Origin of the sequence: Streptomyces sp. S063 (assembly GCF_002832675.1) — a bacterium.
Classification (GTDB): Bacteria; Actinomycetota; Actinomycetes; order Streptomycetales; family Streptomycetaceae; genus Streptomyces; species Streptomyces sindenensis.
This window is the reverse complement of sequence record NZ_CP021707.1, coordinates 2,376,223-2,401,372: the sequence shown is the minus strand read 5'-3', so window position 1 is coordinate 2,401,372 and position 25,150 is coordinate 2,376,223. Positions and strand designations below refer to the sequence as shown.

The 25,150-nt window shown below is 71.3% G+C and carries 22 protein-coding genes and 1 tRNA gene; 5 read left to right on the top strand and 18 right to left on the bottom strand.

Annotated elements, in window-relative coordinates:
• Positions 1-5: 5 nt before the first annotated feature.
• The 5 genes from CCZ36_RS36925 to CCZ36_RS10795 all read right to left on the bottom strand — a co-directional run bounded on the left by CCZ36_RS36925 (position 6) and on the right by CCZ36_RS10795 (position 3,993).
• Positions 6-599, bottom strand: coding sequence for a DNA-3-methyladenine glycosylase I (locus tag CCZ36_RS36925; protein WP_069739577.1), 594 nt, complete (start codon positions 597-599; stop codon positions 6-8).
• 493 nt (positions 600-1,092) lie between these two features.
• Complete coding sequence (locus tag CCZ36_RS10810; protein WP_128817547.1) at positions 1,093-1,827, bottom strand: 2OG-Fe(II) oxygenase; 735 nt, start codon at positions 1,825-1,827, stop codon at positions 1,093-1,095.
• 139 nt (positions 1,828-1,966) lie between these two features.
• A tRNA-His gene (locus CCZ36_RS10805) sits at positions 1,967-2,039 on the bottom strand.
• 120 nt (positions 2,040-2,159) lie between these two features.
• The gene (gene orn / locus CCZ36_RS10800; protein WP_069739578.1) at positions 2,160-2,765 is read right to left on the bottom strand and encodes an oligoribonuclease; all 606 of its coding nucleotides are present in this window, start codon (positions 2,763-2,765) and stop codon (positions 2,160-2,162) included.
• 10 nt (positions 2,766-2,775) lie between these two features.
• A complete protein-coding gene (locus tag CCZ36_RS10795) occupies positions 2,776-3,993 on the bottom strand; it encodes a helix-turn-helix domain-containing protein (RefSeq protein ID WP_069739542.1) in 1,218 nt (405 codons plus the stop codon).
• Positions 3,994-4,911: 918 nt separating this feature from the next.
• On the opposite strand from CCZ36_RS10795, the gene CCZ36_RS10790 reads away from it, so the two are divergent.
• Complete coding sequence (locus CCZ36_RS10790; RefSeq protein ID WP_069739543.1) at positions 4,912-5,433, top strand: universal stress protein; 522 nt, start codon at positions 4,912-4,914, stop codon at positions 5,431-5,433.
• A gap of 116 nt (positions 5,434-5,549) precedes the next feature.
• On the opposite strand, the gene glmS is transcribed toward CCZ36_RS10790, so the two are convergent.
• The 8 genes from glmS to CCZ36_RS10745 all read right to left on the bottom strand — a co-directional run bounded on the left by glmS (position 5,550) and on the right by CCZ36_RS10745 (position 15,684).
• Positions 5,550-7,379: a glutamine--fructose-6-phosphate transaminase (isomerizing) gene (gene glmS, locus CCZ36_RS10785; RefSeq protein ID WP_069739544.1), complete on the bottom strand. Its 1,830-nt coding sequence runs from the start codon at positions 7,377-7,379 to the stop codon at positions 5,550-5,552.
• Between the two features lie 75 nt (positions 7,380-7,454).
• Positions 7,455-7,730: a hypothetical protein gene (locus CCZ36_RS10780; RefSeq protein WP_003968990.1), complete on the bottom strand. Its 276-nt coding sequence runs from the start codon at positions 7,728-7,730 to the stop codon at positions 7,455-7,457.
• An 86-nt stretch (positions 7,731-7,816) separates the two neighbouring features.
• A complete protein-coding gene (locus CCZ36_RS10775) occupies positions 7,817-8,698 on the bottom strand; it encodes a DUF4429 domain-containing protein (protein WP_069739545.1) in 882 nt (293 codons plus the stop codon).
• 106 nt (positions 8,699-8,804) lie between these two features.
• Positions 8,805-10,583, bottom strand: coding sequence for an IucA/IucC family protein (locus CCZ36_RS10770; RefSeq protein WP_128817546.1), 1,779 nt, complete (start codon positions 10,581-10,583; stop codon positions 8,805-8,807).
• Positions 10,580-11,164 (bottom strand): GNAT family N-acetyltransferase, encoded by a 585-nt coding sequence (locus CCZ36_RS10765; protein WP_128817545.1) that lies wholly within the window; start codon positions 11,162-11,164, stop codon positions 10,580-10,582. The genes CCZ36_RS10770 and CCZ36_RS10765 overlap by 4 nt, the downstream gene beginning before the upstream one ends.
• Positions 11,161-12,438: a lysine N(6)-hydroxylase/L-ornithine N(5)-oxygenase family protein gene (locus CCZ36_RS10760; protein ID WP_128817544.1), complete on the bottom strand. Its 1,278-nt coding sequence runs from the start codon at positions 12,436-12,438 to the stop codon at positions 11,161-11,163. Before CCZ36_RS10760 ends, CCZ36_RS10765 begins: the two co-directional genes overlap by 4 nt.
• Positions 12,422-13,870, bottom strand: coding sequence for a pyridoxal phosphate-dependent decarboxylase family protein (locus tag CCZ36_RS10755; protein WP_069739549.1), 1,449 nt, complete (start codon positions 13,868-13,870; stop codon positions 12,422-12,424). The genes CCZ36_RS10760 and CCZ36_RS10755 overlap by 17 nt, the downstream gene beginning before the upstream one ends.
• A 356-nt stretch (positions 13,871-14,226) precedes the next feature.
• Positions 14,227-15,684, bottom strand: a complete 1,458-nt coding sequence (locus CCZ36_RS10745) for an MFS transporter (protein WP_069742608.1) — start codon at positions 15,682-15,684, stop codon at positions 14,227-14,229.
• 216 nt (positions 15,685-15,900) lie between these two features.
• Here CCZ36_RS10745 and CCZ36_RS10740 point away from each other — a divergent pair, with 216 nt between their 5' ends.
• A complete protein-coding gene (locus tag CCZ36_RS10740) occupies positions 15,901-16,356 on the top strand; it encodes a winged helix-turn-helix transcriptional regulator (RefSeq protein WP_069742607.1) in 456 nt (151 codons plus the stop codon).
• Between the two features lie 86 nt (positions 16,357-16,442).
• Complete coding sequence (locus tag CCZ36_RS10735) at positions 16,443-16,952, top strand: DUF1707 SHOCT-like domain-containing protein (protein WP_234427798.1); 510 nt, start codon at positions 16,443-16,445, stop codon at positions 16,950-16,952.
• 205 nt (positions 16,953-17,157) lie between these two features.
• Here the strand turns inward: CCZ36_RS10735 and CCZ36_RS10725 are convergent, their stop codons facing one another.
• The 5 genes from CCZ36_RS10725 to CCZ36_RS10705 all read right to left on the bottom strand — a co-directional run bounded on the left by CCZ36_RS10725 (position 17,158) and on the right by CCZ36_RS10705 (position 23,622).
• Entirely contained in the window at positions 17,158-17,718 is a 561-nt protein-coding gene (locus CCZ36_RS10725; protein ID WP_069739553.1) for a YrhB domain-containing protein, read from the bottom strand.
• A 176-nt stretch (positions 17,719-17,894) separates the two neighbouring features.
• The gene (locus CCZ36_RS10720; protein WP_069739554.1) at positions 17,895-19,061 is read right to left on the bottom strand and encodes an acyl-CoA dehydrogenase family protein; all 1,167 of its coding nucleotides are present in this window, start codon (positions 19,059-19,061) and stop codon (positions 17,895-17,897) included.
• Positions 19,062-19,068: 7 nt separating this feature from the next.
• Positions 19,069-20,040 carry a hydroxymethylglutaryl-CoA lyase gene (locus CCZ36_RS10715; RefSeq protein ID WP_128817543.1) on the bottom strand — a complete coding sequence of 324 codons (972 nt, stop codon included), beginning with the start codon at positions 20,038-20,040 and terminating at the stop codon, positions 19,069-19,071.
• The gene (locus CCZ36_RS10710; protein WP_128817542.1) at positions 20,037-21,992 is read right to left on the bottom strand and encodes an acetyl-CoA carboxylase biotin carboxylase subunit; all 1,956 of its coding nucleotides are present in this window, start codon (positions 21,990-21,992) and stop codon (positions 20,037-20,039) included. Before CCZ36_RS10710 ends, CCZ36_RS10715 begins: the two co-directional genes overlap by 4 nt.
• 7 nt (positions 21,993-21,999) lie before the next feature.
• Complete coding sequence (locus CCZ36_RS10705; protein WP_069739557.1) at positions 22,000-23,622, bottom strand: carboxyl transferase domain-containing protein; 1,623 nt, start codon at positions 23,620-23,622, stop codon at positions 22,000-22,002.
• Between the two features lie 119 nt (positions 23,623-23,741).
• Here CCZ36_RS10705 and CCZ36_RS10700 point away from each other — a divergent pair, with 119 nt between their 5' ends.
• Positions 23,742-24,359 carry an SACE_7040 family transcriptional regulator gene (locus CCZ36_RS10700; RefSeq protein WP_069739579.1) on the top strand — a complete coding sequence of 206 codons (618 nt, stop codon included), beginning with the start codon at positions 23,742-23,744 and terminating at the stop codon, positions 24,357-24,359.
• Between the two features lie 119 nt (positions 24,360-24,478).
• Complete coding sequence (locus CCZ36_RS10695) at positions 24,479-25,144, top strand: GOLPH3/VPS74 family protein (RefSeq protein ID WP_069739558.1); 666 nt, start codon at positions 24,479-24,481, stop codon at positions 25,142-25,144.
• Positions 25,145-25,150: the final 6 nt, after the last annotated feature.

The following is a 25,150-nucleotide window of genomic DNA, read 5'->3' as shown; positions in this document are numbered from 1 at the left end:
CGCGCTCAGCCGCCGGCCGGACCGCCGGCGTGGAGCGCCGAGCCCCGGCGATGGCATTCCACGAGATGGGTGTCGACCATCCCGATGGCCTCCATGAGGGCGTAGCTCGTCGTGGGGCCGACGAACCCGAACCCGTGCGCCCGCAGCTCACGGGCCAGGGCCTTGGAGCCGGGGGTGCTCGTCGGCACCTCGGCCGCCGTGCGCGGCCGGGGGGTCTCGGCCGGCCGGTGCGACCAGATCAGCCGGTCCAGGCCGCCCCTCTCGCGCAGCGCCAGGACCGCCCGGGCGTTGCGGACGGTCGCCTCGATCTTGGCCCGGTTGCGGACGATCCCGGCGTCGGCCATCAGCCGCAGCACGTCGGCGTCCGTGTACGCCGCCACCTTCTCCGGGGCGAACCCGTCGAACGCCGCACGGAACGCGGGCCGCTTGGCGAGGATCGTCAGCCAGCTCAGCCCGGCCTGGAACGCCTCCAGCGTGATCCGTTCGAACAGCGCCTGCTCGCCGTGGACGGGCAGACCCCATTCGCTGTCGTGGTACGCCAGATTGAGCGGATGGCCGACGGCCCACGGACAGCGCCTGCGCCCGTCCGGACCCAGCACCGGCCCACCTTTCGAGACCGCGGCGGCCGGGGCGGGGGGAGGCCAGCGGGTACTGCGGCCGTCGTCGATCTGCCAGGTGCCGCCGTCCGCCGTGGCACCGCGCAGCCCGTCGAGGACCGAGGCGCCGGCGAGCTCCGCCAGCCGCGGGGAGTCGAGCGAGGCGAAGGCGTACGTACGCTCCGCCGCCCAGTCGGTGCTCTGCGCCAGCCGTCGGCTCATCCGCGCCCAGCCCGGCGGCGCCCCGGCCACCACCCAGGCGTCCGGGGCCCCGGCGGTGAACCGCCGCGCGGGACGGAGCCAGGAGGCGGCCTCCTCGGGCCAGTCCACGACCGCCGTGACCGTGCGCCCGGTCGCCTCCCACGCCGTGACGAAGGCCTCGGCGGCGGCCCGGTGGACACCGTCCCCGTCCCGCCCGTGCCCGACGGCGACGTCCCGGACCGAGGACGGGATGAGCCGCAGGAGCGCTGCCAGCTCGGCGGCGGTGTGCGGGGCGTCAGGCGGCGTCATGGAACACCAGCCCGAGCGTGCGGCGGAGACCGGAGCGTACGGTGCTCACTCCGTGCCTCATGGGCGCGGCCGACCAGCCGCGGGCCGAGGCGACCGGCCGGTCACGGGTGGTGAAGACCAGGCCGCTGCCCTGCGGGAGGACCGCCGAACTGCCTCGGGACTGCGCCCGGGGCCGCTGCTCGACCATGAGGAACTCGCCGCCGGTGTAATCGGTCGCGTACGTGTCGAGCCCGATGACCACCTGGAGCGGGAAGACCAGGTCCCCGTACAGATCCCGGTGCAGGGCGTTCCAGTCGCCCTGCCCGTAGCGCAGCAGGATCGGCGTCGGCCGGGTCTGCCCGGCCGCGTGGCACATCGCGAGCCACTCCTGGAGGCTGTCGGGCCAGGGCGCGGGCCGTTTCAGCTTCTCGGCCCACTCGCGGGCGATCGGCAGCAGCCGGGGGTAGAAGGCCTCGCGCAGCTCCGCGACCGGCTCGGGGATCGGGTGGTCGAAGTACCGGTACTGCCCGGCACCGAACCGGTAGCGCTGCATGTCGATCGTGGCGCGGAATCTTGTCGTGTCGTCGTATAACTCGGCGATGCTCCGGCACTGCTCGGGGCTGAGGAGGGGCGAGGTGACCGCGAATCCGTGCGCGTTCATCTCCTCGGAGACCCTCGCCCAGTCGGTCCCCTCGATCGGGGACGGACGGGGACCGGACGGGTTGACGTCGTGGGATGGCATGGCCACCACCGTATGTCCGGCGCCACGGGGACCCGCCGCGGATGGCGAACTTCCCCCGAGGTTTCCCCCGCCTCGGCGGCCGCGCGCACGAAAAAGCCCCTGACCTGCGTTTTCGCAGATCAGGGGCTTTCCCTGAAAGGGTGAGTAACGGGACTTGAACCCGCGACATCCTGGACCACAACCAGGTGCTCTGCCAGCTGAGCTATACCCACCATGTCGCCCGCTCGTTTCCGACCGGCCGAGAAAAAGTGTACAGGGTCCGGGAGGGTGCTCGCGCCCCCGTTTCCCGGGGCCGGTCCGCGGGCGCTCGCACGCCCGTGACCAGCGGGTTCCTACGGTGCGGCCGGGGCCGCCAGGCGCGCCGCGATCTCCTTGGCGCGCTCCGAGTCCGGGCCGGGCTGCGGGACGAAGACCGCCTCCCGGTAGTAGCGGAGCTCCGTGATGGAGTCACGGATGTCCGCCAGCGCCCGGTGGTTGCCGTTCTTGTCCGGGCTGTTGAAGTACGCCCGGGGGAACCAGCGCCGGGCCAGCTCCTTGACCGAGGACACGTCCACGATCCGGTAGTGGAGGTAGCTCTCCAGGTCCCGCATGTCCCGCGCCAGGAAGCCGCGGTCGGTACCGACCGAGTTTCCGCAGAGCGGGGCCTTGCCGGGCTCCTTCACATGCTCGCGGACGTAGGCCAGGACCTGCTCCTCGGCCTCCGCCAGGGTGGTGCCCCCGGCCAGCTCGTCGAGGAGGCCCGAGGCGGTGTGCATCTGCCGCACCACCTCGGGCATGGTCTCGAGGGCCGCGTCCGGCGGGCGGATCACGATGTCCACCCCTTCGCCGAGCACGTTCAGCTCCGAGTCGGTGACCAGGGCGGCCACCTCGATGAGTGCGTCGTCCGTCAACGAGAGCCCGGTCATCTCGCAGTCGATCCACACCATGCGGTCGTTCATGGGCCCCACCCTACGGGGCACTCCGCTGTCCCGGCAGGGCCGGGCGTCCGGGAACGAACGCGTCAGGACCCGGCAGGGAGTGCTCCCCGGGCCCCACCGACGCCGCCATGGCGACGGGTGCGGCGGACACGGGCGTGCCCCGGCGTCCGGGCGGCGGCCCCTGGCTGGGCACCGTCGTCTCGACCACCGTCGCGGCGCTCTCCGCCACCCCCTGCGGACGGCGGGCCCGGTAGGCGGCCCGGTACGCGGCGGGGGAGGAGCCGAGCTGGCGGCGGAAGTGCCCGCGCAGCGCGACCGGGGAGCGGAATCCGCAGCGGCCGGCGACCTCGTCGACCGAGTAGTCGGAGGTCTCCAGCAGCCTCTGTGCCTGAAGCACCCGCTGGGTGATCAGCCACTGGAGCGGTGCGCTGCCGGTGAGCGAACGGAACCTGCGGTCGAAGGTCCGCCTGCTCATGTAGGCGCGCGCCGCGAGCGTCTCCACGTCGAACTGCTCGTGCAGATGCTCCAGGGCCCAGGCCACGACCTCGGCGAGCGGGTCGGACCCGATCTCCTCCGGTAAAGACCTGTCCAGGTAGCGCTCCTGCCCGCCACTGCGCCGCGGCGGCACGACGAGCCGGCGGGCGAGCGCCCCGGCGGCCTCCGTGCCGTGGTCGGTGCGGACTATATGGAGGCAGAGGTCGATACCCGCCGCCGTGCCGGCGGAGGTGAGCACGTCGCCGTCGTCCACGAACAGCTCGCGCGGATCGACGTGCACCGACGGATAGCGCTTGGCCAGCGTCGGCGCGTACATCCAGTGCGTGGTGGCCGGCCGGCCGTCCAGCAGGCCGGCGGCCGCGAGCACGAAGGCTCCCGTGCACAGACCGACGATGCGGGCGCCCTCCTCGTGGGCGCGCCGCAGCGCGTCCAGTGCCTCGGCGGGCGGCGGCGAGGTGATCGACCGCCAGGCGGGCACCACCACGGTGCCGGCCCTGCTGATCGCCTCCAGGCCGTACGGCGCGGTGAGTTCGAGCCCGCCGGTGGTGCGCAGCGGACCTTCCTCGCCCCCGCAGACCAGCAGGCGGTAGCGGGGAACTCCCGCGTCCTGCCGGTCGATCCCGAAAACGGAGAGCGGGATGGAGCTCTCGAAGATAGGGCCGCCGCTGAACAGCAGCACGGCAACGACTTCCCGGCGTCGCCGCCCGGTCAGCTTGCGTGCGGCCTCCGTCGCGGTGGCGGAGTCCTGGCTCATGACGCTAAGCCCCCCTCGGTGTTCGCGTCTTTCTGGTCCTTACGGGCCTGCCGCTCCTGCACGTTTCCCCTCGGTTTCGCACGGTTCCCCAGCCCCCGATTTTCAAGATCGAATCTACTGCGTCGCGTGGTCCTGCCGTGACACCTTCCCCCACCAGCTCAATGTCGATAAGGAAACGTGGCGTGAAGCGTTCGATCACGAAGCGTTCCACCTGCGAAGCGCACAGGGAAGTGCCCTTCGCCAACGTGGCCCGTCCGCGTCGGGTGAAAGCGTACCGCGCGGTCCGTTCCTGCCTGGTGGGCGGTGGGTTGTCCGGCCATCCCGCGAAGGGATCACCCCTCGCGTGAAGTTGGCTGAAAAGCATCGGTTGTGTGTGCTGTATCCGGTCACGCCGGGCGCACAACCGACGCATGGCGACCGCGCCGGTGCGCTCCCTCGCGGTCGAGGTCGCATGGCGTGTTCGGGTCAGGAAGGGCGGGTGTGACGGGCGTTGCCGGGCGGACGGGGCCGAGGCCCCGGGGGGCCGCGCCGTCGTCCGATGTGCCGGGGAACACGCGAGCGAGGGGTTTCGGGTGGTCCTCGGCAACGTGGCCAACAGGGACCGGGTGCGGGCTCCGTCACCGCCTCCGGTGGACGGTCGGGGGGTGTCGCGAAAAACAGGACGCCCGACGGTGTTCGCCGTCCCGAAGGCCCGTGTACGACACAACCGGCATTGCCATACCGGACGGGCTCGGGCATGCTCCCTCCAGCGTCGCGCACGCTTTTGCGGGGGTCTGGGCGATGGAGGAGTGACGCCGTACCCTTGGGGGTATGGGGTTGGGAAGATGATTCCCGGACAGAGCTTCACCGTCAGCCGACGCGCCTGATGCACATCGAAACCGTTCCCTCCTCACGAGGACTCTCTTCGCCGAGACACCGATGGCCGGTCACGAAATCCCTGAACCCAAAGACCGCAAGCCGCTGGCCGACCCAGGGTCGGAGCCGCGCACGGTCGACGAAGCACGCCATGCGTGCGATCCCGCCTTCCGCCACGGAGTCGTGGTCGGTTTCGACGGCTCCACCTCCAGCGAACGGGCCCTCGCCTACGCCATCGGCATGGCCGGCCGCTCGGGCTCCGGCCTGATCATCGTCCATGTCGCCAACCGGCTGCCGACCACTGTCTGGGCGGGCTGCGAGCCCCCCGTCTTCGTCGACGTCCCCGATCACCGCACCGAGGTCCTCGGCCTGGAGCTGGCCTGCGCCGACTATCTCTCCGAGGTTCCCTGGGTGCTGGTCGAGCGCGGTGGCGACATCTGCCACGAGCTGGAGGAGGTCGGCCGGGAGTACGCCGCCGACGCCATCGTCGTGGGCTCCACGCACGGCATCGTCGGCCGGATCTTCGGCTCGGTGGCCGGCCGCCTGGCCCGCCGCGCGCAGCGCCCGGTGGTCGTCATCCCCTGAGCGGCCGCATCCTCTGAGGGGCCGCCAGAAGGCCCTGTGACGGCACACGTCGGGCCCCGTACCGCTTCCGTCGCGGTACGGGGCCCAACGTCGTGCCGACGGTGGTGCGCGGCCGTCTACTCGACCGTCACGGACTTCGCCAGGTTGCGCGGCTTGTCGATGTCCCGGCCCATCGCGAGGGCCGTGTGGTACGCGAACAGCTGGAGCGGGATGCCCATGAGGATCGGGTCCAGCTCGTTCTCGTTCTTCGGCACGACGATGGTGTGGTCGGCCTTCTCCTGCACCTGGTGGGCCACGGCGAGGATCCGGCCGCTGCGGGCCTTGATCTCCTCCATCGCGGCGCGGTTCTTCTCCAGCAGATCGTCGTCCGGCACGATCGCCACGGTCGGCATCGCGGGCTCGATCAGCGCGAGGGGGCCGTGCTTCAGCTCGGAGGCCGGGTAGGCCTCGGCGTGGATGTACGAGACCTCCTTCAGCTTCAGCGAGGCCTCGCGGGCCACCGGATAGCCGCGCACCCGGCCGATGAACATCATCGACTTGGCATCCGCGTACTCCGCCGCCAGCCGCTTGATCTCGTCCTCGTTCGCCAGGATCTCGCTGATCTGCTCCGGCAGCCGGCGCAGCCCGTCGATGATCCGCTTGCCGTCCGCGACCGACAGGTCACGGATCCGGCCCAGGTGCAGCGCGAGCAGAGCGAAGGCGACCACCGTGTTGGTGAAGCACTTGGTGGAGACCACGCAGACCTCCGGGCCCGCGTGGACGTACGTACCGCCGTCGGCCTCCCGGGCGATCGCGGAGCCGACCACGTTCACCACGCCCAGCACGCGCGCGCCCTTGCGCTTCAGCTCCTGGACGGCGGCCAGCACGTCGTACGTCTCGCCCGACTGGGAGACCGCGACGTACAGGGTGTCGGGGTCGACGACCGGGTTGCGGTAGCGGAACTCGGAGGCCGGCTCGGCGTCGGCGGGAATCCGGGCCAGCTCCTCGATCAGCTGGGCGCCGATCTGGCCCGCGTGGTACGAGGTGCCGCAGCCGAGGATCTTGATCCGGCGCACCCCGCGCGCCTCGCGGGCGTCCAGGTTGAGGCCGCCCAGGTGCACGGTGGAGAACCGGTCGTCGATCCGGCCGCGCAGGACGCGGTCCACGGCGTCGGCCTGCTCGGAGATCTCCTTGTGCATGTACGTGTCGTGGCCGCCCATGTCGTACGACTCGGCCTCCCACTCCACGGTGGTCGGCGTGGCCGTCGTGGTCGAACCCTCCGTCGTGTACGTACGGAAGTCGTCGGCCTTGAGCGTGGCCATCTCGCCGTCGTCGAGCGTGACGACCTGGCGGGTGTGGGCGACCAGGGCGGCGACGTCGGAGGCGACGAACATCTCCTTCTCGCCGATGCCGAGGACGACCGGGGAGCCGTTGCGGGCGACCACGATGCGGTCGTTGAAGTCGGCGTGCAGCACGGCGATGCCGTAGGTGCCCTCGACGTGGCGCAGCGCCTCGCGGACCTTCTCCTCCAGGGTGTCGGCCTGGGCGCGGGCGATCAGGTGGGTCAGCACCTCGGTGTCGGTCTCGGAGAGGAAGACGACGCCGTCGGCGGTGAGCCGGGTGCGCAGCTCGGAGGCGTTGTCGATGATCCCGTTGTGGACGACGGCGACCTTGTTCTCCGCGTCCAGGTGCGGGTGCGCGTTCTCGTCGCTCGGGGCGCCGTGGGTGGCCCAGCGGGTGTGGGCGATACCGGTGGTGCCCGCGAACCGCTTGGGGACCTTGGCCTCCAGCTCGCGGACCCGGCCCTTGGCCTTGACCATCTTCAGCGTGCCCGGCCTGCCCGCCGCCGCCTTGCCGGTGATCACGATGCCCGCGGAGTCGTAGCCCCGGTACTCCAGCCGCTGCAACCCTTCCAGCAGCAGCGGAGCGACGTCACGCTTCCCGATGTATCCGACGATTCCGCACATGGGTTTCTCTGCCCCTCCATCGACGTACACGTACACACGCGGTGCGGCGCCCCGCGCACGGGCGCCCGGCCCCGCTCAGCCGTAGACGATGCGGCGCAGCTGGCGGAGCGAGAGCTCCGGCGGCGCCACGGCGCGGTGCGGCAGCTCGGCCGCGATCCGCTCGAAGATCTCCGTGTTGACCAGGCCGCCGGACTGCAGTTCGCGGTGGCGGCGCCGGACGAAGTCGTCGGTGCTCTCGTCGAAGTACGCCAGCACGTCGAGGATCACCCGGGCCGCTTCGCCGCGCTGGAGCGCGGTGGAGCGTACGAGGTGGTCGATGAGGTCGTCGTGCGACGAGCGGCGTTCAAGCACCCGTCGATATTGCGTGCCGGGGCGCGCTTACGCAAGAAATCTGCCCGATATCGGGCAGGGGGTGTGGGGAAACTCGCCCGATCGCGTCACATGCTGCGCAGAACGGCCTGCTTCGCGGTGCTGAATTCCTCGTCGGTGAGGACCCCGGCCCGGTGCAGCTCGCCCAGCTCCCGCAGCCGCCGCAGCAGCGCGTCGTGGTCGCTCGCGGGCGGTGCGGCGGGCTCGGCCGCCTTGGCCAGGGCGGGGGGACCCTCCGGGGCGTCCAGCGGCGTACGGGCCCCGGGCAGCCGCATCAGCACCGCCGCCGCCACCAGGAGCGCGGTGTACTCCTTCTTCGACAACCCCCACAGGGCCAGGGAGTACACGTCGTGCTTGGGCGGCGCGGAGGAGGGGCCTTCCGGCGGCTCGAAGCGCAGATAGCCGTACTCCAGTCCGATCGAGGGCAGCCAGCGCACGCCCGCGATCCGCGACAGCGGGAAGGACGACGGGCCGGCCGAGGTCTTGGACTCCTCCGCCTTCCAGTTCCAGGTGAGCCTGACCGTCTCGCCGTCGAAGGACGCCGTGCCGTCGCCGCCCCCGCCGGAGACCGGCAGGGCGGGCCCGGGCAGCAGGAAGCGGTCCACGGGGCCCTCCGGCACCTGCTCGATCAGCAGCGCGTTGCGGACCTCCTCGACGAAGTACTCCGCGACCCCCGTGCGGCTCTTCTCCACAGTCAGGGCGTACGGGTCGGCGTCCTCCTTCAGACGGCCGTCGGCGGCCCGCAGCACCGGGCAGGCGCCCCCGCGCAGCCGCAGCCGCAGGCGGCCGCCCTTGCGTTCCGGTTCGAACGAGACGCCCCCCACGGCCTCCAGCGGAACAGCGATCTCACCCAGCTCCTGCCGGACCGGATGCGCCTTTCCGCCCGGCACGATGCGCACGGTGTCCCCGTCGAACGTCCACGTTCCGTCCCGCTGGATGATTTCTGCCATGGCCCCGATTCTGCCAGCAGGCCGCCCCGGGGGAAGGGGTGAGCGCCCGAGGGACCGTCCTCGGGCGCTCACCGTCCGGGGGCCGCCGCACCACGGCGGCCGGGGCTCAGAACCCGGCGATCGGGTTCTTCAGGCGGCCCACCAACTGCAACGCTCCGGCCGGGTCGTTGAGGTCGACCATCTGCTGGTTGTTGCGCAGCTGGAGGCGGTTGAGGCAGGAGAGCGCGAACTCCGGCTCGAACAGGTCGTATCGCGCGAACTTCTCCGCGAGATACGGGACCGACTCCTGGTAGTCGCGCACACAGGCGGCGACCGTCCGCCAGAAGGTCTCCTCGTCGAGAATGCCCTCGATGGCCAGGCCCGCGCCCAGGAAGCGGAAGAAGCAGTCGAAGACGTCGGTGAAGACCGACAGCAGCTTCATGTCCTCGGGCACCTCGGCCCGGATCCGGTCGACCTTCGGCGGCAGCACCGCGTCCGGGTCCATCACCGCGATCTCCTCGGCGATGTCCTTGAAGATCGTGCGGGTGACGATCCCGTCCTCCAGGACCAGGATCACGTTCTCGCCGTGCGGCATGTAGACCAGGTCGTACGCGTAGAAGCTGTGCAGCACCGGCACCAGATAGGCGTCCAGATAGTGCCGCAGCCACACCTGCGGGTCCAGGCCCGACTCGGCGATCAGCACCCCGGCCACCGAGTCGCCCTCGTGGTCGGTGTGGAGCAGCGAGGCCATCGTCGCGACCCGCTCGCCCGGCTGGAGGCCCGGCACCGGGCTCTCGCGCCACAGGGCGGCGAGCATCTTCCGGTACGGGGAGCCCTTGACGGTGGCCGCCTCGTAGGACCGGTGGTGGTAGCCGATCGCGGCCCGCTCCCGGATGATCGAGAACCGGGCCCCGCGCAGCAGGTCGTCCCGCTCGACGATCCCGGCCAGCCAGTCGTTGATCGCGGGCGTGGCCTCCATGTACGCGGCCGAAAGCCCGCGCATGAAGCCCATGTTGAGGACCGACAGCGCCGTTTTGACGTAGTGCTTCTCGGGGTGGTCGGTGTTGAAGAAGGTACGGATCGACTGCTGGGCGAGATAGCCGTCCTCGCCCTCCCCGAGCACCACCAGATGCCGTTCGGCCAGCTCCCCGGCGAAGGTGACCGCGAGCTTGTTCCACCACTGCCAGGGGTGGACGGGCAGCAGGAAGTAGTCGTCCGGGTCGAGGCCGAGCCCGCGCAGCGCGCCGGCGAACCGCTCCCGGGTCGCCTCGCTCAGCTCGTCCTTGATCAGCGCGTCGTAGTCGAGCCCGGCGCCCGCCGTGAAGGTGGCCCGCTCCCGCCGGGCGGCCAGCCACACCAGCCGGATCGGGGACGCCGCCTCGGGGGCGTACGCCCGGTACTCGTCCACGCCGAAGCCGAGGCGCCCGTTGTTGGCGACGAAGCAGGGGTGGCCCTCGGTCATCCCGGTCTCGACGGCCTGGAAACCGGCGGCGACGAGCTGGCCGGAGGTGGCCGGTTCCTTGGTGAGTTTGTAGGCGGTTCCGGCCAGGGTGGAGGAGATCTCCTCCAGGTAGACCGGCAGGATCTCCTCGGAGATTCCCAGAGTGTGCCGCAGCTCGATGAAGAACTCCACTGCGTCCAGCGGAATTTCGGAGCCGTGCCGGTGCCGGGTGATGGTGTCGGCCTCGACCTGCCAGTGGTCCAGGGCGAAGAGGCGCGCGGTGAAGCGGTACTCGGTGGAGGCGTCGTCGCTACGGACGGTGTAGCGGTCGTCGCCGAGCGGCGTGGGGGTCAGTAGCCGTTCGTGGCTGAATTCCGCCAGTGCTTTGCGGACCAGCAGTCGGTTTGCGGTGGCCCAGCGCCCGGGGGAGAGATGGGCGACGCTGTCGGTGAGGGCGGTCGTCATCGGTCGTTACCTCCGGTTGCTGCTTCGAACTGCTCACGGGTGCAGGCGCTGAGCAGAGCGTCCTTCTCCGGTTTGGCGATCTCGCGCAGCACCTCGAACCCGACGGCCTTGTTGAGGGCCTGTACGGCGCTGTTGGTCACGTCGGGCTCGACGACGACGCGGCGCACCGACGGGTCGGCGAAGAGGAAATCCATCACGGCGGTGATCACGGCCCGGGTGAAGCCGTGCACCGGGGTGTCGGTGGGGGCGACCAGGAAGTGCATCCCGGTATCGCCGGGCTCCGCCTCGTACAGCCCCTTCAGCTCGACCTCGGTGGGGTCGTACCGCTCGATCAGGAAGGCGGGCTCGCCGTCGTGCAGCCCGATGAACGCGTCGTGGTACGGGTGGGCGGCGATGGACCGGTACTCCCGCTCCACGTCCTCGAGTCGGGCGTCCCCCATCAGCCAGAACGCGGCTTTGGGGTGGGTCACCCAGCCGTGCACCAGCTCGGCGTCGGCGGCGGGGTCCAGCGGTCGGACGGTGAACGCGCCGATGGCGCCGGGGCGCTGTTCGTAGGGACGCTGTTCGTCGGGGCGGCTCATACGGCGAACTCCTGGAAGGCGATGGACTTCTCGACCGGGTAGACCTCACGGCCGAGCAGCTCGCCGATGATGTACGCGTTGCGGTAGGCGCCCATGCCGAGGTCGGGCGAGGTGATCGAGTGGGTGTGCACCGAGGCGTTCTGGAGGAAGACCCCGCGCCCGGTGGTGTCGATGCTGTAGTTGCGGGCCACGTCGAAGCGGCCCCGGCTGTCGTGGCGCAGCCGCCCGCTGATCGGGGCGAGGAAGGCGGGCGCCTCGTAGCGGTAGCCGGTGGCGAGGATCAGGCCCTCGGTGGTGATCTCGTACTCCTTGCCCTGCTCCTCCTGGCGCAGCCCCAGGCTGTACGCACCGCCATCCTCGTCGTAACGCGCGCTGACGAGGGCGGAGTTGGTGAGCAGTCTGGTCGGCACGGGACCCGGCAGGTTCTTCTGGTAGAGCAGATCGAAGATGGCGTCGATCAGCTCCCCGTCGATGCCCTTGAACAGCCCCTTCTGCCCGGTCTCCAGCCGGTAGCGGGTCTCCTCGGGCAGTGCGTGGAAGTAGTCGATGTACTCCGGGGAGGTCATCTCCAGCGTCAGCTTGGTGTACTCCAGCGGGAAGAACCGCGGGGAACGGGTGACCCAGTTGAGCCGGTAGCCGTACGTGTCGATCTCGGAGAGCAGGTCGTAGTAGATCTCCGCGGCGCTCTGCCCGCTGCCGACCAGGGTGATCGACTTCTTCTTCTGGAGCTCGGCTTTCCCGTCCAGATAGCGGGAGTTGTGGATGAAGTCGCCGCCGAGCCCCTGGCAGGCCTCGGGTATGTGCGGCGGCGTGCCGGTGCCGAGCACGAGATGCCGGGACCGGAACTCCTCGCCGGACGCGGTGCGCACGGTGTAGAGCTCGGTGCCCTCGTCGTACGTCACCGTCTCCACGGTCTCGCCGAACCGGATGCTGCTCAGCTTCCCGGCGGCCCAGCGGCAGTAGTCGTTGTACTCGGTCCGCAGCGGGTAGAAGTTCTCCCGGATGTAGAACGAGTAGAGCCGGCCGCGCTCCTTCAGATAGTTGAGGAAGGAGTACGGCGAGGTCGGGTCGGCCATGGTGACGAGGTCCGACATGAACGGCGTCTGGAGATGGGCGCCTTCGAGGAACATTCCGGCGTGCCACTCGAAGTCCGGCTTCGACTCCAGGAAGACGCCGTTCAGTTCGTCGATCGGGTCGGTGAGGCAGGCGAGACCGAGGTTGAACGGGCCGAGGCCGATCCCGATGAAGTCGTGGGGGTCAGGAAGCGCGGTCAAGGGAGTCTCCCAGGTACTTCTCGGCGTGGCCGGAGATCAGGTCGAGGACCGTGGCGATGTCGTGCACGGTCGTTTCGGGGTTGAGCAGGGTGAACTTCAGGTACTGGCGGTCGCCCACCTTGGTGCCCGCGACGATCGCCTCGCCGGAGGCGAACAGCGCTTTGCGGGCGTGCAGGTTGGCGCGGTCGATCCGGTCCGGGGAGGCGCCGCCGGAGGGGATGTAGCGGAAGACGAGCGTGGAGAGCTGTGGCTGGACCACCACGTCGAAGCGCGGGTCGGCGGCGAGCAGCTTCCAGCCCTCGGCGGCCAGGTCGCAGACCTCGTCGAACAGCTCGCCGATGCCGTCGGCGCCCATGACGCGCAGCGTCATCCACAGCTTGAGCGCGTCGAACCGGCGGGTCGTCTGGAGGGACTTGTCGACCTGGTTGGGTATCCGCTCCTCGGCCATCCGGCGCGGGTTCAGATACTCCGCGTGGTACGTGGCGTGGCGCAGGGTCACCCGGTCACGGACCAGGAGGGCGGACGAACTCACGGGCTGGAAGAAGGACTTGTGGTAGTCCACGGTCACCGAGTCGGCGTGCGCGATACCTTCGAGCAGTCCGTTCCGCTCGCGGGAGGCCAGCAGCCCGCAGCCGTACGCGGCGTCCACGTGCATCCAGGTGGCGAACTGGTCGCAGAGCGAGGCGATCTCGGGCAGTGGGTCGATGGACCCGAAGTCCGTGGTGCCGGCGGTCGCGACGACGGCCATCGGGACGGCTCCCTCGGCGACGCACTGTTCCAGCGCGCGGGCGAGCGCCACGGTCTGCATGCGCTTGTCGCGGTCCACGGGGACGGAGACGACGGCGTCCGCGCCGAGTCCGAGGAGTTTGGCGGACTTCTGCACGCTGAAGTGGCTGCACTCGGAGGTGAAGATCCGCAGCCGGGTGAAGTGCTCCGGCCGGACCTTCGCCTCCTCCCGCGCCAGCAGCAGGGCCTGGAGGTTGGACTGCGTACCGCCACTGGTGAAGATCCCGTCGGCGGCCGGGCCGAGCCCGATGCGCTCAGTGGTCCAGTCGATCAGCCGGCGCTCGATGAGGGTGCCGCCGGCGCTCTGGTCCCAGGTGTCCAGGGAGGAGTTGATCGCCGAGAGCACGGCCTCGCCGAGCACCGCGGGTATGACGACCGGGCAGTTGAGGTGGCCGAGGTAGCGGGGGTGGTGGAAGTAGACGGCGTCGCGGAGGTAGACCTCGCCGAGTTCGTCGAGGGCGGCGGCGGCGTCGCCCAGGGGCCGGTCGAGGTCGATCGCGTCGACGACGGGGGAGAGCTCGTCGACACCGATCCCGCTGAAGGGGCGCTCGGTGGCGGCGAGAGTGGCCGCGACCCGTTCCACGCCCGCGGAGACGGTGCTCCGATAGTGCTCCGCAGTCGTGTTGTTGAGCAGGTGGGAACGCATGAAGGGGTCCTCCCGGGTGAGGGGAACTTCATCGCGTCCCTCCGGGCAGGAAGAGGGTACGAGGGCGCGATCTCGAAGTAAGGGGAGCCTAACCTAATCCAAAGTCGATCACCGCCTCACCCCTCGCGAGTGTGCGGGTTGTCCGCTTTGGATCCCCTATGACCCCCTCGCCCCGGACCAGCCGGCGGATCCGGACCCTCGCCCCGGTCACCGCCGCGGAGCCCCTCGGACCCCGGCCCGCCGCGTGTGATCCGCACAATGGACGGGCCGAGCCGCCTGGTCCGTACGACGGTCAGACCGAAGAGCCGGAACGGGGCGACCTCCGGCGCCCCCTGCCCCCGCTGCCGTGTGGCGGATCAGGACGCGAGCCCGGCGGGCTGCTCGACCCCGCCCGGCGTGTCATCCCCCTCCGGCACGCCCCCGGGGCCGCCGACAGGGGCACTGCCCGCCCCCGCCCGCCGGGTCCGGAGCCCGAACGCGCTGACGGCGGCGGCGATCAGGGCGGCGGCCAACGGGACGATCAGGGCCGCCCGGTAGCCGTCGAGGAGGGCCGCCGGTGACGTCCCGTCCGTCGCGGTGATGTTGACGGCGGTCACCGCGGACAGCCCCAGCGCGGCACCGAACTGGAAGGAGGTGTAGAGCAGTCCGCCGGCCACTCCCTGCTCCTCCTCGGCGACGCCGTCGGTGGCCACGATGGTCAGCGGCCCGTAGACCAGGGAGAAGGCCACCCCCAGCAGGAGCAGACCCGGGAACATCGCCGCGTACGTCCAGTCCGCGCCGAGCGGCAGGAACAGGGCGTACGCGAGCGACGCGACGAGCAGCCCGCCGAAGATGACCCGGGCGTGGCCGAACCGGGCCACCAGCTTCGGGGTCAGGAGCGGCGAGAGCACCGCGTCCACGCCGACGACGAGCAGCGCGAAGCTGGTCCGCAGGGACGACCAGCCGCGCAGTTCCTGGAGATAGAGCACGGCGATGAACTGGAAGCCGAAGAACCCGGCGGCGAACAGCAGCCCCGCCGCGTTGGCGCGGACCAGCGACCCGCTGCGGAAGATGCCCGGGCGCACCAGAGGCGAGGACGAGGCGCGCTCGATGGCCACGAACGAGAGGAAGAGGAGCAGCGCCGTGCCGACCGTGCCGGCGGTCCAGGCGGCCGGCACGTGCGTGGCCCGCTCGACGCCGAAGACGAGCAGCAGGATCCCGGCGGTCACGGTGACCGCTCCGGCCAGGTCGACGCCCTTACCGGCGCGGTCCGGGCGGGGCGAGGCGGGGATGAGCGCGAGCGCGGCGAGCAGGATGCCCAGCGAGAGGACGACCGGGGCGAAGAACACCCAGCGCCAGTCGACGGCGGCCAGCAGCCCGCCGACGACCAGGCCGATCGAGAAGCCCCCGGCGGCGGTACCCGCGTAGACGAGCAGGGCCTTGTCGCGCTGCGGCCCCTGGGGGAAACCGGTGGTGATGACCGAGAGGCCGGCCGGGGTCATGAAGGCCGCGGCGACCCCCGTCACGAAGCGGGCGACGATCAGCATCCAGCCCTCGGTGGCCAGTCCTCCCAGCCCGGAGAAGAGCAGGAACACCACGAGCCAGAGGACGAACATCCGGCGGCGGCCGAAGAGATCGGCCGCCCGTCCGCCCAGCAGCATGAATCCGCCGTAGCCCAGGACGTACGCGCTCATCACCCACTGGAGGGTGCCGGTGGACAGATCCAGATCCTCCCGGATCGCGGGCAGGGCCACGTTCAGCATGGCCACATCGATGCCTTCGAGGAAGATCGCGCCGCACAGGACGAGCAGCACGCCCCAGGCGCGCCCGGTCATGCGGTCACTGCTCGGTCCGGACGGGGACGGTGATGCGGACATGGGAATGCTCCTTGTGCACGGGCGAAGTGGGCATGACGAGCCACCGCGACAGCGGCGGAAAGGGTCGGGGTTCGTGTGCAGAGGCCTCAAACAGTGCGAGGGGAAAGCGAGTTACCGAGCCGATGGTCGGTTCCCTCTTGTAACCACTCAAAGCGTGCGGCACCGTGAGGCGGTATGGAAGAAGGCACTTCGAAGTCACCGAGTCACTGCGCCGATACCGACACCGGTACCGACGCCGGTCCGGACTACGACATCAGCCAGTGGGACGTCCGCGAGGGCTGCGAGGTGCGGCAGATCCTCGACCGGGTCGCGGACAAGTGGTCGCTCCTCGCCATCGCCCACCTGGAACGCCGCACCCTGCGCTTCTCCGAGCTGCGACGGCTCATCGAGGGCATCAGCCAGCGCATGCTGACGGTGACCCTGCGCCAGCTCGAACGCGACGGTCTGGTGCGGCGCACGGTGTACCCCGTCGTCCCGCCCCGGGTCGAGTACGAGCTGACGGAACTGGGCGCGACCCTGCACACCACGATCAGGTCGCTCGTCGACTGGACCGAGAGCCACCAGCAGGAGATCGCGAAGGCGCGGAGCGACTACGACGCCCGGCAGAGCGGGGAGGCGTCGGCCTCCTGAGGCCCCATGCGCGCTCCATGTGCGGGGGGTTGGCGCGGCGCTAAGGTGAACCAGTGACCTCACCTCAGCGAAGCGCCTCGACGCGCGTGGGCGAAGAAGACCGCGAGAACGCCGTACGCCGTGTGCGGGAGGCGTACGCCGAACAGCGCATCACGCACGAGGAGATGGACGGCCGGCTCGACCGGGTGCTCGCCGCCACGACGTACGGCGACCTCACCGTGGCCCTGGGCGCGCTCCCGGCGGAGGACCCGGGTGCCACGGCGACGATCTCCGTGGCCGGGGGGCGGATCAAGCGGCGCGGCGTGTGGCAGGTGCCCAGGACCCTCAAGGTCGAGTCGGCCTACGGGCGGGTGCACCTGGATCTGTCCCGGGCGGTCATCGCGTACCCGGTCGTCGACATCGAGCTGAGACTCGGCGTCGGCAACGCGGGCGTCACGGTGCCGAGGGACGCGGTCGTCGAGGTCGAGGGCCTGACGACCGGGTGGAAGGACCTGCGCTACCGCCCCCGGCAGCCGTCCCGCCCCGACGCGCCGCGCATCCGCATCTCGGGGGAGATGGGGTACGGGCGGCTGAAGATCCGCCACGCCTGGCGCTGAGGCACCCGGCCTGCCCGGCGCACACGTGATGGAGGACGGGCCAGGAGGGCCCGTGCGAAGAGGATGTCCTCCCCGGTGCTACGGGCCTTCGCCTCGACCAGTACGGCGGATTCCGGTACGCCCAGCTCAACGGCCCGCTCCCGGTGGTGCAGGGCCTCGCCGCGCGGCATGCTGCCGGCCGTCCGGCCGGGACCGGGGGGGGTGATCACGACTGCTCGCCCCTCGTTATCGTCTCCACCGCGAATACCGGGTTGAGAGGCTCCACGAGCTCCCTGGTGGCCACGGCCACGAGATGCGCGGGTGCGTCCCCCGCCGGCAACGCGCTGACGTAGGCGAGGGCCTCCGCGGGCGAGAGCACGGGCAGCCTCCGGCGCAGTATCCGCGCCGCGTGCATGCGTCCGCGCGCGGCGGCGGCTTCGCAGAGCGCATCGTGCAGGTCGTCCACCGCGGTGCGCACCGGCAGCCCGCGAATCCGGGCCCGGTAGTCGGCCTCCCACTCCCCGGTCACCGCGGCGACGACGCCGATCTGATGCAGCCCGCCGTCGACACGGTCGACCAGGTACGGCCCGTTACCGGCCAGCATGAACTCCGGGTTCCCGGTGCGGACGAACTCCTCGGAGGTCCAGGAGACGATCCACACCAGCTCGTGCTCCTCGACGTCGACCACGGCCATCCGCAGCGCGTCGACTCCGGTGGCCCGCCACCGCAGGCGGTCGCGCTCCAGCTCGGCCTCGACGGTCCGGATGGCGGCTTCTCGCTCGATCACCCGTGCAGCCTCCCGCACGGACCCCTCTCTCGGACAGTGAATTCTCCGGGACCGGACCCGGGCGGGGCCCGACACGAGAGGCCCGACGGGCGCTCCTCACTGACACGACCGCCCCGGCCGCCGTGTGTGAGTCCACGGCGGCCGGGGCGGCAGCAGTCGGAGCGGCAGCCGACGGATCAGCCCGGCAGCCCCAGCTCCCGGGCGATCAGCATCCGCTGGACCTCGCTCGTCCCCTCGCCGATCTCCAGGATCTTCGAGTCACGCCACATCCGGGCCACCGGGTACTCGTTCATGAAGCCGTACCCGCCGTGGATCTGTGTGGCGTCCCGGGCGTTGTCCACCGCGACCGTCGAGGAGTACAGCTTCGCGATCGCCGCCTCCTTCTTGAACGGTTCGCCCGCCACCAGGCGGGAGGCGGCGTCACGCCAGCCGATGCGGGCCATGTGCGCGCGCATCTCCATGTCGGCGATCTTGAACTGTATGGCCTGGTTCGCGCCGATCGGCCTGCCGAAGGCGTGGCGTTCGGCGGCGTACTTCACCGACTCGTCCACGCAGCCCTGCGCCAGGCCCGTCGCGAGGGCCGAGATCGCGATGCGGCCCTCGTCCAGGATGCGCAGGAACTGGGCGTAGCCCCGGCCCTGCTCGCCCAGGAGGTTCGCCGCCGGGACGCGGACGTCCGTGAAGGACAGCTCACGCGTGTCCGAGGCGTTCCAGCCGACCTTGGAGTAGGGGGCCGCGACCGTGAAACCGGGGGTGCCCGACGGGACGATGATCGCGGAGATCAGGGGGCGGCCGTCCTCCTTGCGCCCCGTCACGGCGGTGACCGTCACCAACTCCGTGATGTCCGTGCCCGAGTTGGTGATGAAGCACTTCGAGCCGTTGATCACCCACTCGTCCGTCGCCTCGTCCAGCACCGCCGTCGTGCGCGTGCCGCCCGCGTCCGAACCGCCGTCCGGTTCGGTCAGGCCGAACGCGCCCAGCGCCTCGCCCGCACACAGCTTCGGCAGCCACTGGCGCTTCTGCTCCTCCGTGCCGAAGAGATGGAGCGGCATGGCGCCCAGCGAGACCCCGGCCTCCAGCGTGATCGCCACCGAGGAGTCGACCCGGGCCAGCTCCTCCAGGGCGATCCCGAGCGCCAGGTAGTCGCCGCCCATACCGCCGTACTCCTCCGGGAACGGCAGCCCGAACAGGCCCATCCTGCCCATCTCGCGCACGATCTCGTACGGGAATTCATGGCGCTCGTACAGGTCGCCGATCTTCGGCGCGATCACATCGTGTGCGAACGCCTCGACCGTGCGGCGCAGTTCCTCGTGTTCGGCGGTCAGCCGGTGGTCCAAGGGCATGGGTTGCTCACTCCTTGTGGGAGGCGGAAGAAGAGGGAGGGGTCAGGGCGCGGACCGTGCGAGACGGGCTCGGCCGGCCCAGGTGTCCGGCCAGCCAGACGCTGGTGGCGGTCAGTTCGGCCAGGTCGACGCCCGTCTCGATGCCCAGGCCGTCGAGCATCCAGACCAGGTCCTCGGTGGCGAGGTTCCCCGTGGCGCTCCTGGCGTACGGGCAGCCGCCCAGGCCGCCCGCCGAGGCGTCCACCGTGCTCACGCCGTGCTGGAGCGCGGCCAGGGTGTTCGACAGCGCCTGGCCGTACGTGTCGTGGAAGTGGACGCCGATCGCGGGTGTCGCCACGCCCGCCTCGTTCAGCGCTGTCAGCAGCGCCGTCACGTGGCCCGGCGTCGCCACCCCGATCGTGTCGCCCAGCGACAGTTCGTCGCAGCCCAGGTCCATCAGGGCCCTGGCCACCCGCACCACCCGGGCGACCGGGACCGCGCCCTCCCACGGGTCGCCGAAGCACATCGACAGATACCCGCGCACCTGGACCGTGTCCGCCTTCGCGCGCGCCACCACCGGCTCGAACATCGCCAGCGACTCGTCGACCGTGCGGTTCAGGTTCCGGGCCGCGAACGTCTCCGTCGCCGAACCGAACACCGCGATCGACCGCGCCCCGAGCGCCAGCGCCCGGTCCAGGCCCCGTTCGTTCGGGACCAGGACGGGGAGGGATACGTCCCCCACGTCGGCGATATCGCCGAGGAGCGGGAACAGCTGCTCCGCGTCCGCCAGTTGGGGCACCCACTTCGGGTGCACGAAGCTCGTCGCCTCGATGGTGGTCAGGCCCGCCACCGCCAGGCGGCGGATGAACTCCGCCTTCACCTCGGTCGGGACGGTCTCCTTCTCGTTCTGGAGGCCGTCACGCGCGCCCACCTCGTGGATCCGGACCCGGGAGGGCAGGCCGGGGGCCGGCACCTTCATGGGGAGTCCTTGGGCGCTCATGCGTCCTCCCCCTCGGCCACCGGGACCACGACCGCCAGGATCTGGTCCATCGCCACCGTCGCGCCCGCGGTGACGTCCAGCTCCGTCACCGTGCCCGCGTGCGGGGCCGAGATCACGTGCTCCATCTTCATCGCCTCCACCACGAGCAGGCTCTGGCCCGCCTCGACCTCGTCCCCGACGGCCACCTTCACCACCGTGACCGTGCCGGGCATCGGGGCCGCCAGCGTGTCCGCCCCGCTCCGGCCCGCCCCGCTCAGGGCCGCCTCCACCGGGTCGTGGTCCTGGACGTGCCAGGTGTCACCGTCCCGGCCGAGCCAGTCGCCGGATCGGTGGAAGTGGCCCACCGTGCCGTCGAGTTCGACCGTCACCCGGTCGGGTCCGACCACCGCTCCCGCCGGTGCCCCGTACGTCACCGGGTCCGCGCCCGGCACCCGCAGCGGGAACACCAGTGGCGCCCGCACACCTCCCGTACGCCACCCGTTCGGCACCGAGAAGGGGTCCGTCCAGCCCCCCGCGTCGGGCCGGGGCGCCAGCGCGTCGAGGCGGACCGCCGCGCCCGCCGCGTACACCTCGTCCGGGACGCCGTCCGGCACCAGCCCCTCCGCCTCGCGCTCCACCAGGCCCGTGTCCAGGTTCCCCGCGACCACGTCCGGGTGGGCCAGCAGGCGGCGCAGGAAGCCCGCGTTGGTCGGGACGCCCAGGATCACCGTGTCCGCCAGGGCCGCGCGCAGCTTGCGCAGGGCCGTCGCGCGGTCGGGGCCGTACGCGATGACCTTCGACAGCATCGGGTCGTACAGGCTGCCGACCGGCACGCCCTCACTGAGTCCCGAGTCCGTCCGCACCCCGCCGCCCTGCGGTTCGCGCAGCGCCAGCACCGTACCGCCGGAGGGCAGGAAGCCGCGGGACGGGTCCTCGGCGCAGACGCGCGCCTCGATCGCCCAGCCCGTCAGGCTGATGTCCTGCTGTGCGTACGGGAGGTGCTCGCCCGCCGCCACCCTCAGCTGCCACTCCACCAGGTCCAGGCCGGTGATCAGCTCGGTCACCGGGTGCTCGACCTGGAGGCGGGTGTTCATCTCCATGAAGTAGTACGCGGACGGGTCGTTGCCCGGGACGATGAACTCCACCGTCCCCGCGCCGACATAGCCGCAGCTGCGCGCCGCCTGGACCGCTGCCTCACCCATCGCCGCCCGGGTCGCCTCGTCGAGCAGGACGGACGGCGCCTCCTCGATGATCTTCTGGTGGCGGCGCTGGAGCGAGCACTCGCGCTCGCCCAGGTGGATCACGTTGCCGTGGGCGTCGGCCAGCACCTGGATCTCGATGTGGCGCGGGCGGTCGATCCAGCGCTCGACGAGGAGCGTGTCGTCGCCGAAGGAGGCACGGGCCTCCCGTCGCGCCGCCGCGATCTCCTCGCCCAGCACCGCCGCGTCGCGGACCAGGCGCATGCCCTTGCCGCCGCCGCCCGCGGAGGGTTTCAGGAGGACCGGGGTGCCGATCCCCCGTGCTGCTTCCTCCAGTTGGGCGTCGGTCAGGCCGCTGCCCGAGGAGCCGGGGACGACCGGGACCCCGTAGGCCGCGACCGTCTCCTTGGCCCGGATCTTGTCGCCCATGAGCGCGATCGCGGCGGCGGGCGGGCCGATGAAGACCAGCCCGGCGTCCGCGCACGCCTGCGCGAACTCGGCGTTCTCCGCGAGGAATCCGTACCCCGGGTGGACTGCCTGCGCACCCGTGCGGCGGGCCGCCTCCAGGAGTGCCGGCACGTTCAGATAGCTCTCGGCGGCGGGCGGCGGGCCGATCCGTACCGCCGTGTCCGCCTCCCGGACGTGCCGGGCGTCCGCGTCCGCGTCGCTGAAGACCGCGACCGAGCGCACGCCCTGCTCCCGCAGGGTCCGGATCACCCGGACCGCGATCTCGCCGCGGTTGGCGACCAGAACGGTGTCGAACATCGTCGTCATCTGTTCCTCACATCCGGAAGACGCCGAAGCCGGGCCCGGCCGGGTCCTTCTGGGGCAACGGGGCATTGGCGCACGCGGTCAGGGCGAGGCCCAGGACCTGCCGGGTGTCCACGGGGTCGATCACACCGTCGTCCCAGAGCCGGGCGCTGGCGTAGTACGCGTTGCCCTGGGTCTCGTACTGGGCGCGGATCGGGGCCTTGAACGCCTCCTCGTCCTCGGCGCTCCAGTCGTCGCCCAGCTGGTCGCGCTTGACGGTGGCCAGGACGGAGGCCGCCTGCTCGCCGCCCATGACCGAGATCTTGGCGTTCGGCCACATCCACAGGAAGCGGGGGCTGTAGGCCCGGCCGCACATCGAGTAGTTGCCCGCGCCGTACGAACCGCCGACGACGACCGTCAGCTTCGGTACCCGGGTGCAGGCCACCGCGGTGACCATCTTCGCGCCGTGCTTGGCGATACCGCCCGCCTCGTAGTCCCGGCCGACCATGAAGCCGGAGATGTTCTGGAGGAAGACGAGCGGGATGCCGCGCTGGTCGCACAGCTCGATGAAGTGCGCGCCCTTCTGGGCCGACTCGGAGAACAGGATGCCGTTGTTCGCGACGATCCCGACCGGGTGGCCGTGGATCCGGGCGAAGCCGGTGATCAGCGTCTGGCCGTACTCCGCCTTGAACTCCTGGAAGCGGGAGCCGTCCACCACGCGCGCGATCACCTCGCGCACGTCGTAGGGGGTGCGGGAGTCCACCGGGACCGCCCCGTACAGCCCGGCGGGGTCGACCTTCGGCTCCTCGGCCGGTTCGACCGACCAGGGGAGCGGGGCCCGGTCCGGGAGGGTCGCGACGATGTTGCGGACGATCCGCAGCGCGTGCGCGTCGTCCTCCGCGAGATGGTCGGTGACCCCCGACGTACGGGAGTGGACCTCGCCGCCGCCCAGCTCCTCGGCCGTGACCACCTCGCCGGTGGCGGCCTTCACCAGCGGCGGTCCGCCGAGGAAGATCGTGCCCTGATTGCGGACGATGACGGCCTCGTCGCTCATCGCCGGGACGTACGCCCCGCCGGCCGTGCAGGAGCCCAGCACCGCCGCGATCTGCGGGATGCCCGCCCCCGACATCCGGGCCTGGTTGTAGAAGATCCGCCCGAAGTGGTCCCGGTCGGGGAAGACCTCGTCCTGCATCGGCAGGAACGCGCCGCCCGAGTCGACCAGATACAGGCAGGGGAGACGATTCTCCAGCGCCACTTCCTGGGCGCGCAGATGCTTCTTCACGGTCATCGGGTAGTACGTGCCGCCCTTGACGGTCGCGTCATTGGCGACGATCACGCACTCCCGGCCGGAGACCCGCCCGATGCCCGCGATGACGCCCGCGGCGGGCGCCTGGTCCCCGTACATCCCGTTCGCCGCCAGCGGGGCCAGCTCCAGGAACGGCGAGCCCGGGTCGAGAAGGGTGTCCACCCGGTCCCGGGGGAGCAGCTTGCCGCGCGCCTCGTGGCGGGCCCGTGCCTTCTCACCCCCGCCCAGCCGTGCCGTGGCGAGGCGTTCCGCCAGGTCGTCGGAGAGCGCGCGATGCGCCGCCTCGTTGGCCTGCCAGGCCTCCGAGGCGGGATCGGCCGCGCTCCCCAGGACCGGTGCCTGCTGCATCGTGTCGAGCCCCCTTGCCCGTACCGCAGTGGTGAAAAGCGTTGACGTGCTGTTAATGAGCGTTAACGCGTTTCCCTCAGGTTAACGACCGCTAACGACCCTGTCTAGAATGCATGCTCATGAGCACCCATGCCGCCGCCCGCGTCGCGGCCCCCACCCGCCGCGAGCAGATCCTCCGGGAGGCCGCCCGCCTCTTCGCCGAGCGCGGCTTCCACGGTGTCGGCGTCGACGAGATAGGCGCCGCCGTCGGCATCAGCGGCCCCGGCCTCTACCGCCACTTCCCCGGCAAGGACGCGATGCTCGCCGAGCTGCTGGTGGGCATCAGTGAACGCCTCCTGGAGGGCGGACGGCAGCGGGTGGCGGAGGACGAGGCCCGGGGCGACGGCTCCCCGGAGGCACTCCTGGACGCGCTCATCGAGGGCCACATCGACTTCGCCCTCGACGACCGCCCCCTCATCACCCTCCACGACCGGGAGCTGGACCGGCTGCGCGACACGGACCGCAAGCGGGTGCGCCGGCTCCAGCGCGAGTACGTCGAGGTCTGGGTCGGAGTCGTCCGCGCCCTCTACCCGTCGCTGCCGGAGAACCGGGCCCGCGTCACCGTGCACGCCGTCTTCGGCCTGCTGAACTCCACCCCGCACCTGGCCCGCCCCGACGCCCTGCCCGGCCGCGCGGCGACCGCCGCCCTGCTGCACCGGCTGGCCCGGGGCGCCTTCGCCGCGGCGGAACCGTCCTGAGCAGCGGCTTTCCCGCCCGGGCCCTCGGGGGTTCCGGGCAACCACGGGCGGGGTACGTACGTCTCTCCGGTCAGGACGCCACGACCGGTCCACACGCTACGACATCGGGGAGCCGCACCATGACCGTCTCACTGGGCGAAGAGATCATGCTGCTGTCGCTGGACGACGAGACCGGCGCGGCGAAGGGGGAGAGCGCCGCCCGCTGGGGTGTGGCGGCAGGCATGCTCCTGGAGCTGGTCATGGCGGGGCGCGTCACGGTCAAGGGCGGGTGCGTCGAGGTCTTCGACCCCTCCCCGACCGGCGACGCCCTGCTGGACGGCCGCCTCGACCGGCTCACGCGCTGGGTCCACGGGGCCTCCAGCAGCCGCAAGGTCGTCGCCTGGCTGACCCGGGACCACGCCAAGGGCTCCCAGGACGTCGTGGACAGCCTCGTCGCCCGCGGCCTGGTGACCGAGGAGAAGCACCGGGCCCTCGGTGTGTTCCCGGTGCGCCGCTACCCGGAGACCGACGGAACGGTCGAACGGGAGCTGCGCGCCCGGCTGGCCGCCGTGGTGCTGGAAGGGGCCGAGCCGGACGCCCGCACCAGCGCGCTCGTGGCCCTCGTGCACGCCACGGGCATGCACCGCCAGACCTTCCCCGACCTCCCGAAGAAGCAGGTCGCCCCGCGCATGGCCGAGATCGCCGAGGGCCACTGGGTGGGCGTGAGCGTGCGCGAGGCGATCCGCAACCTCCAGGCGGCGATCTCCACGGTGACCGTGGTGACGGTCCTCTCCGCAGTGCCGTAGGACGCC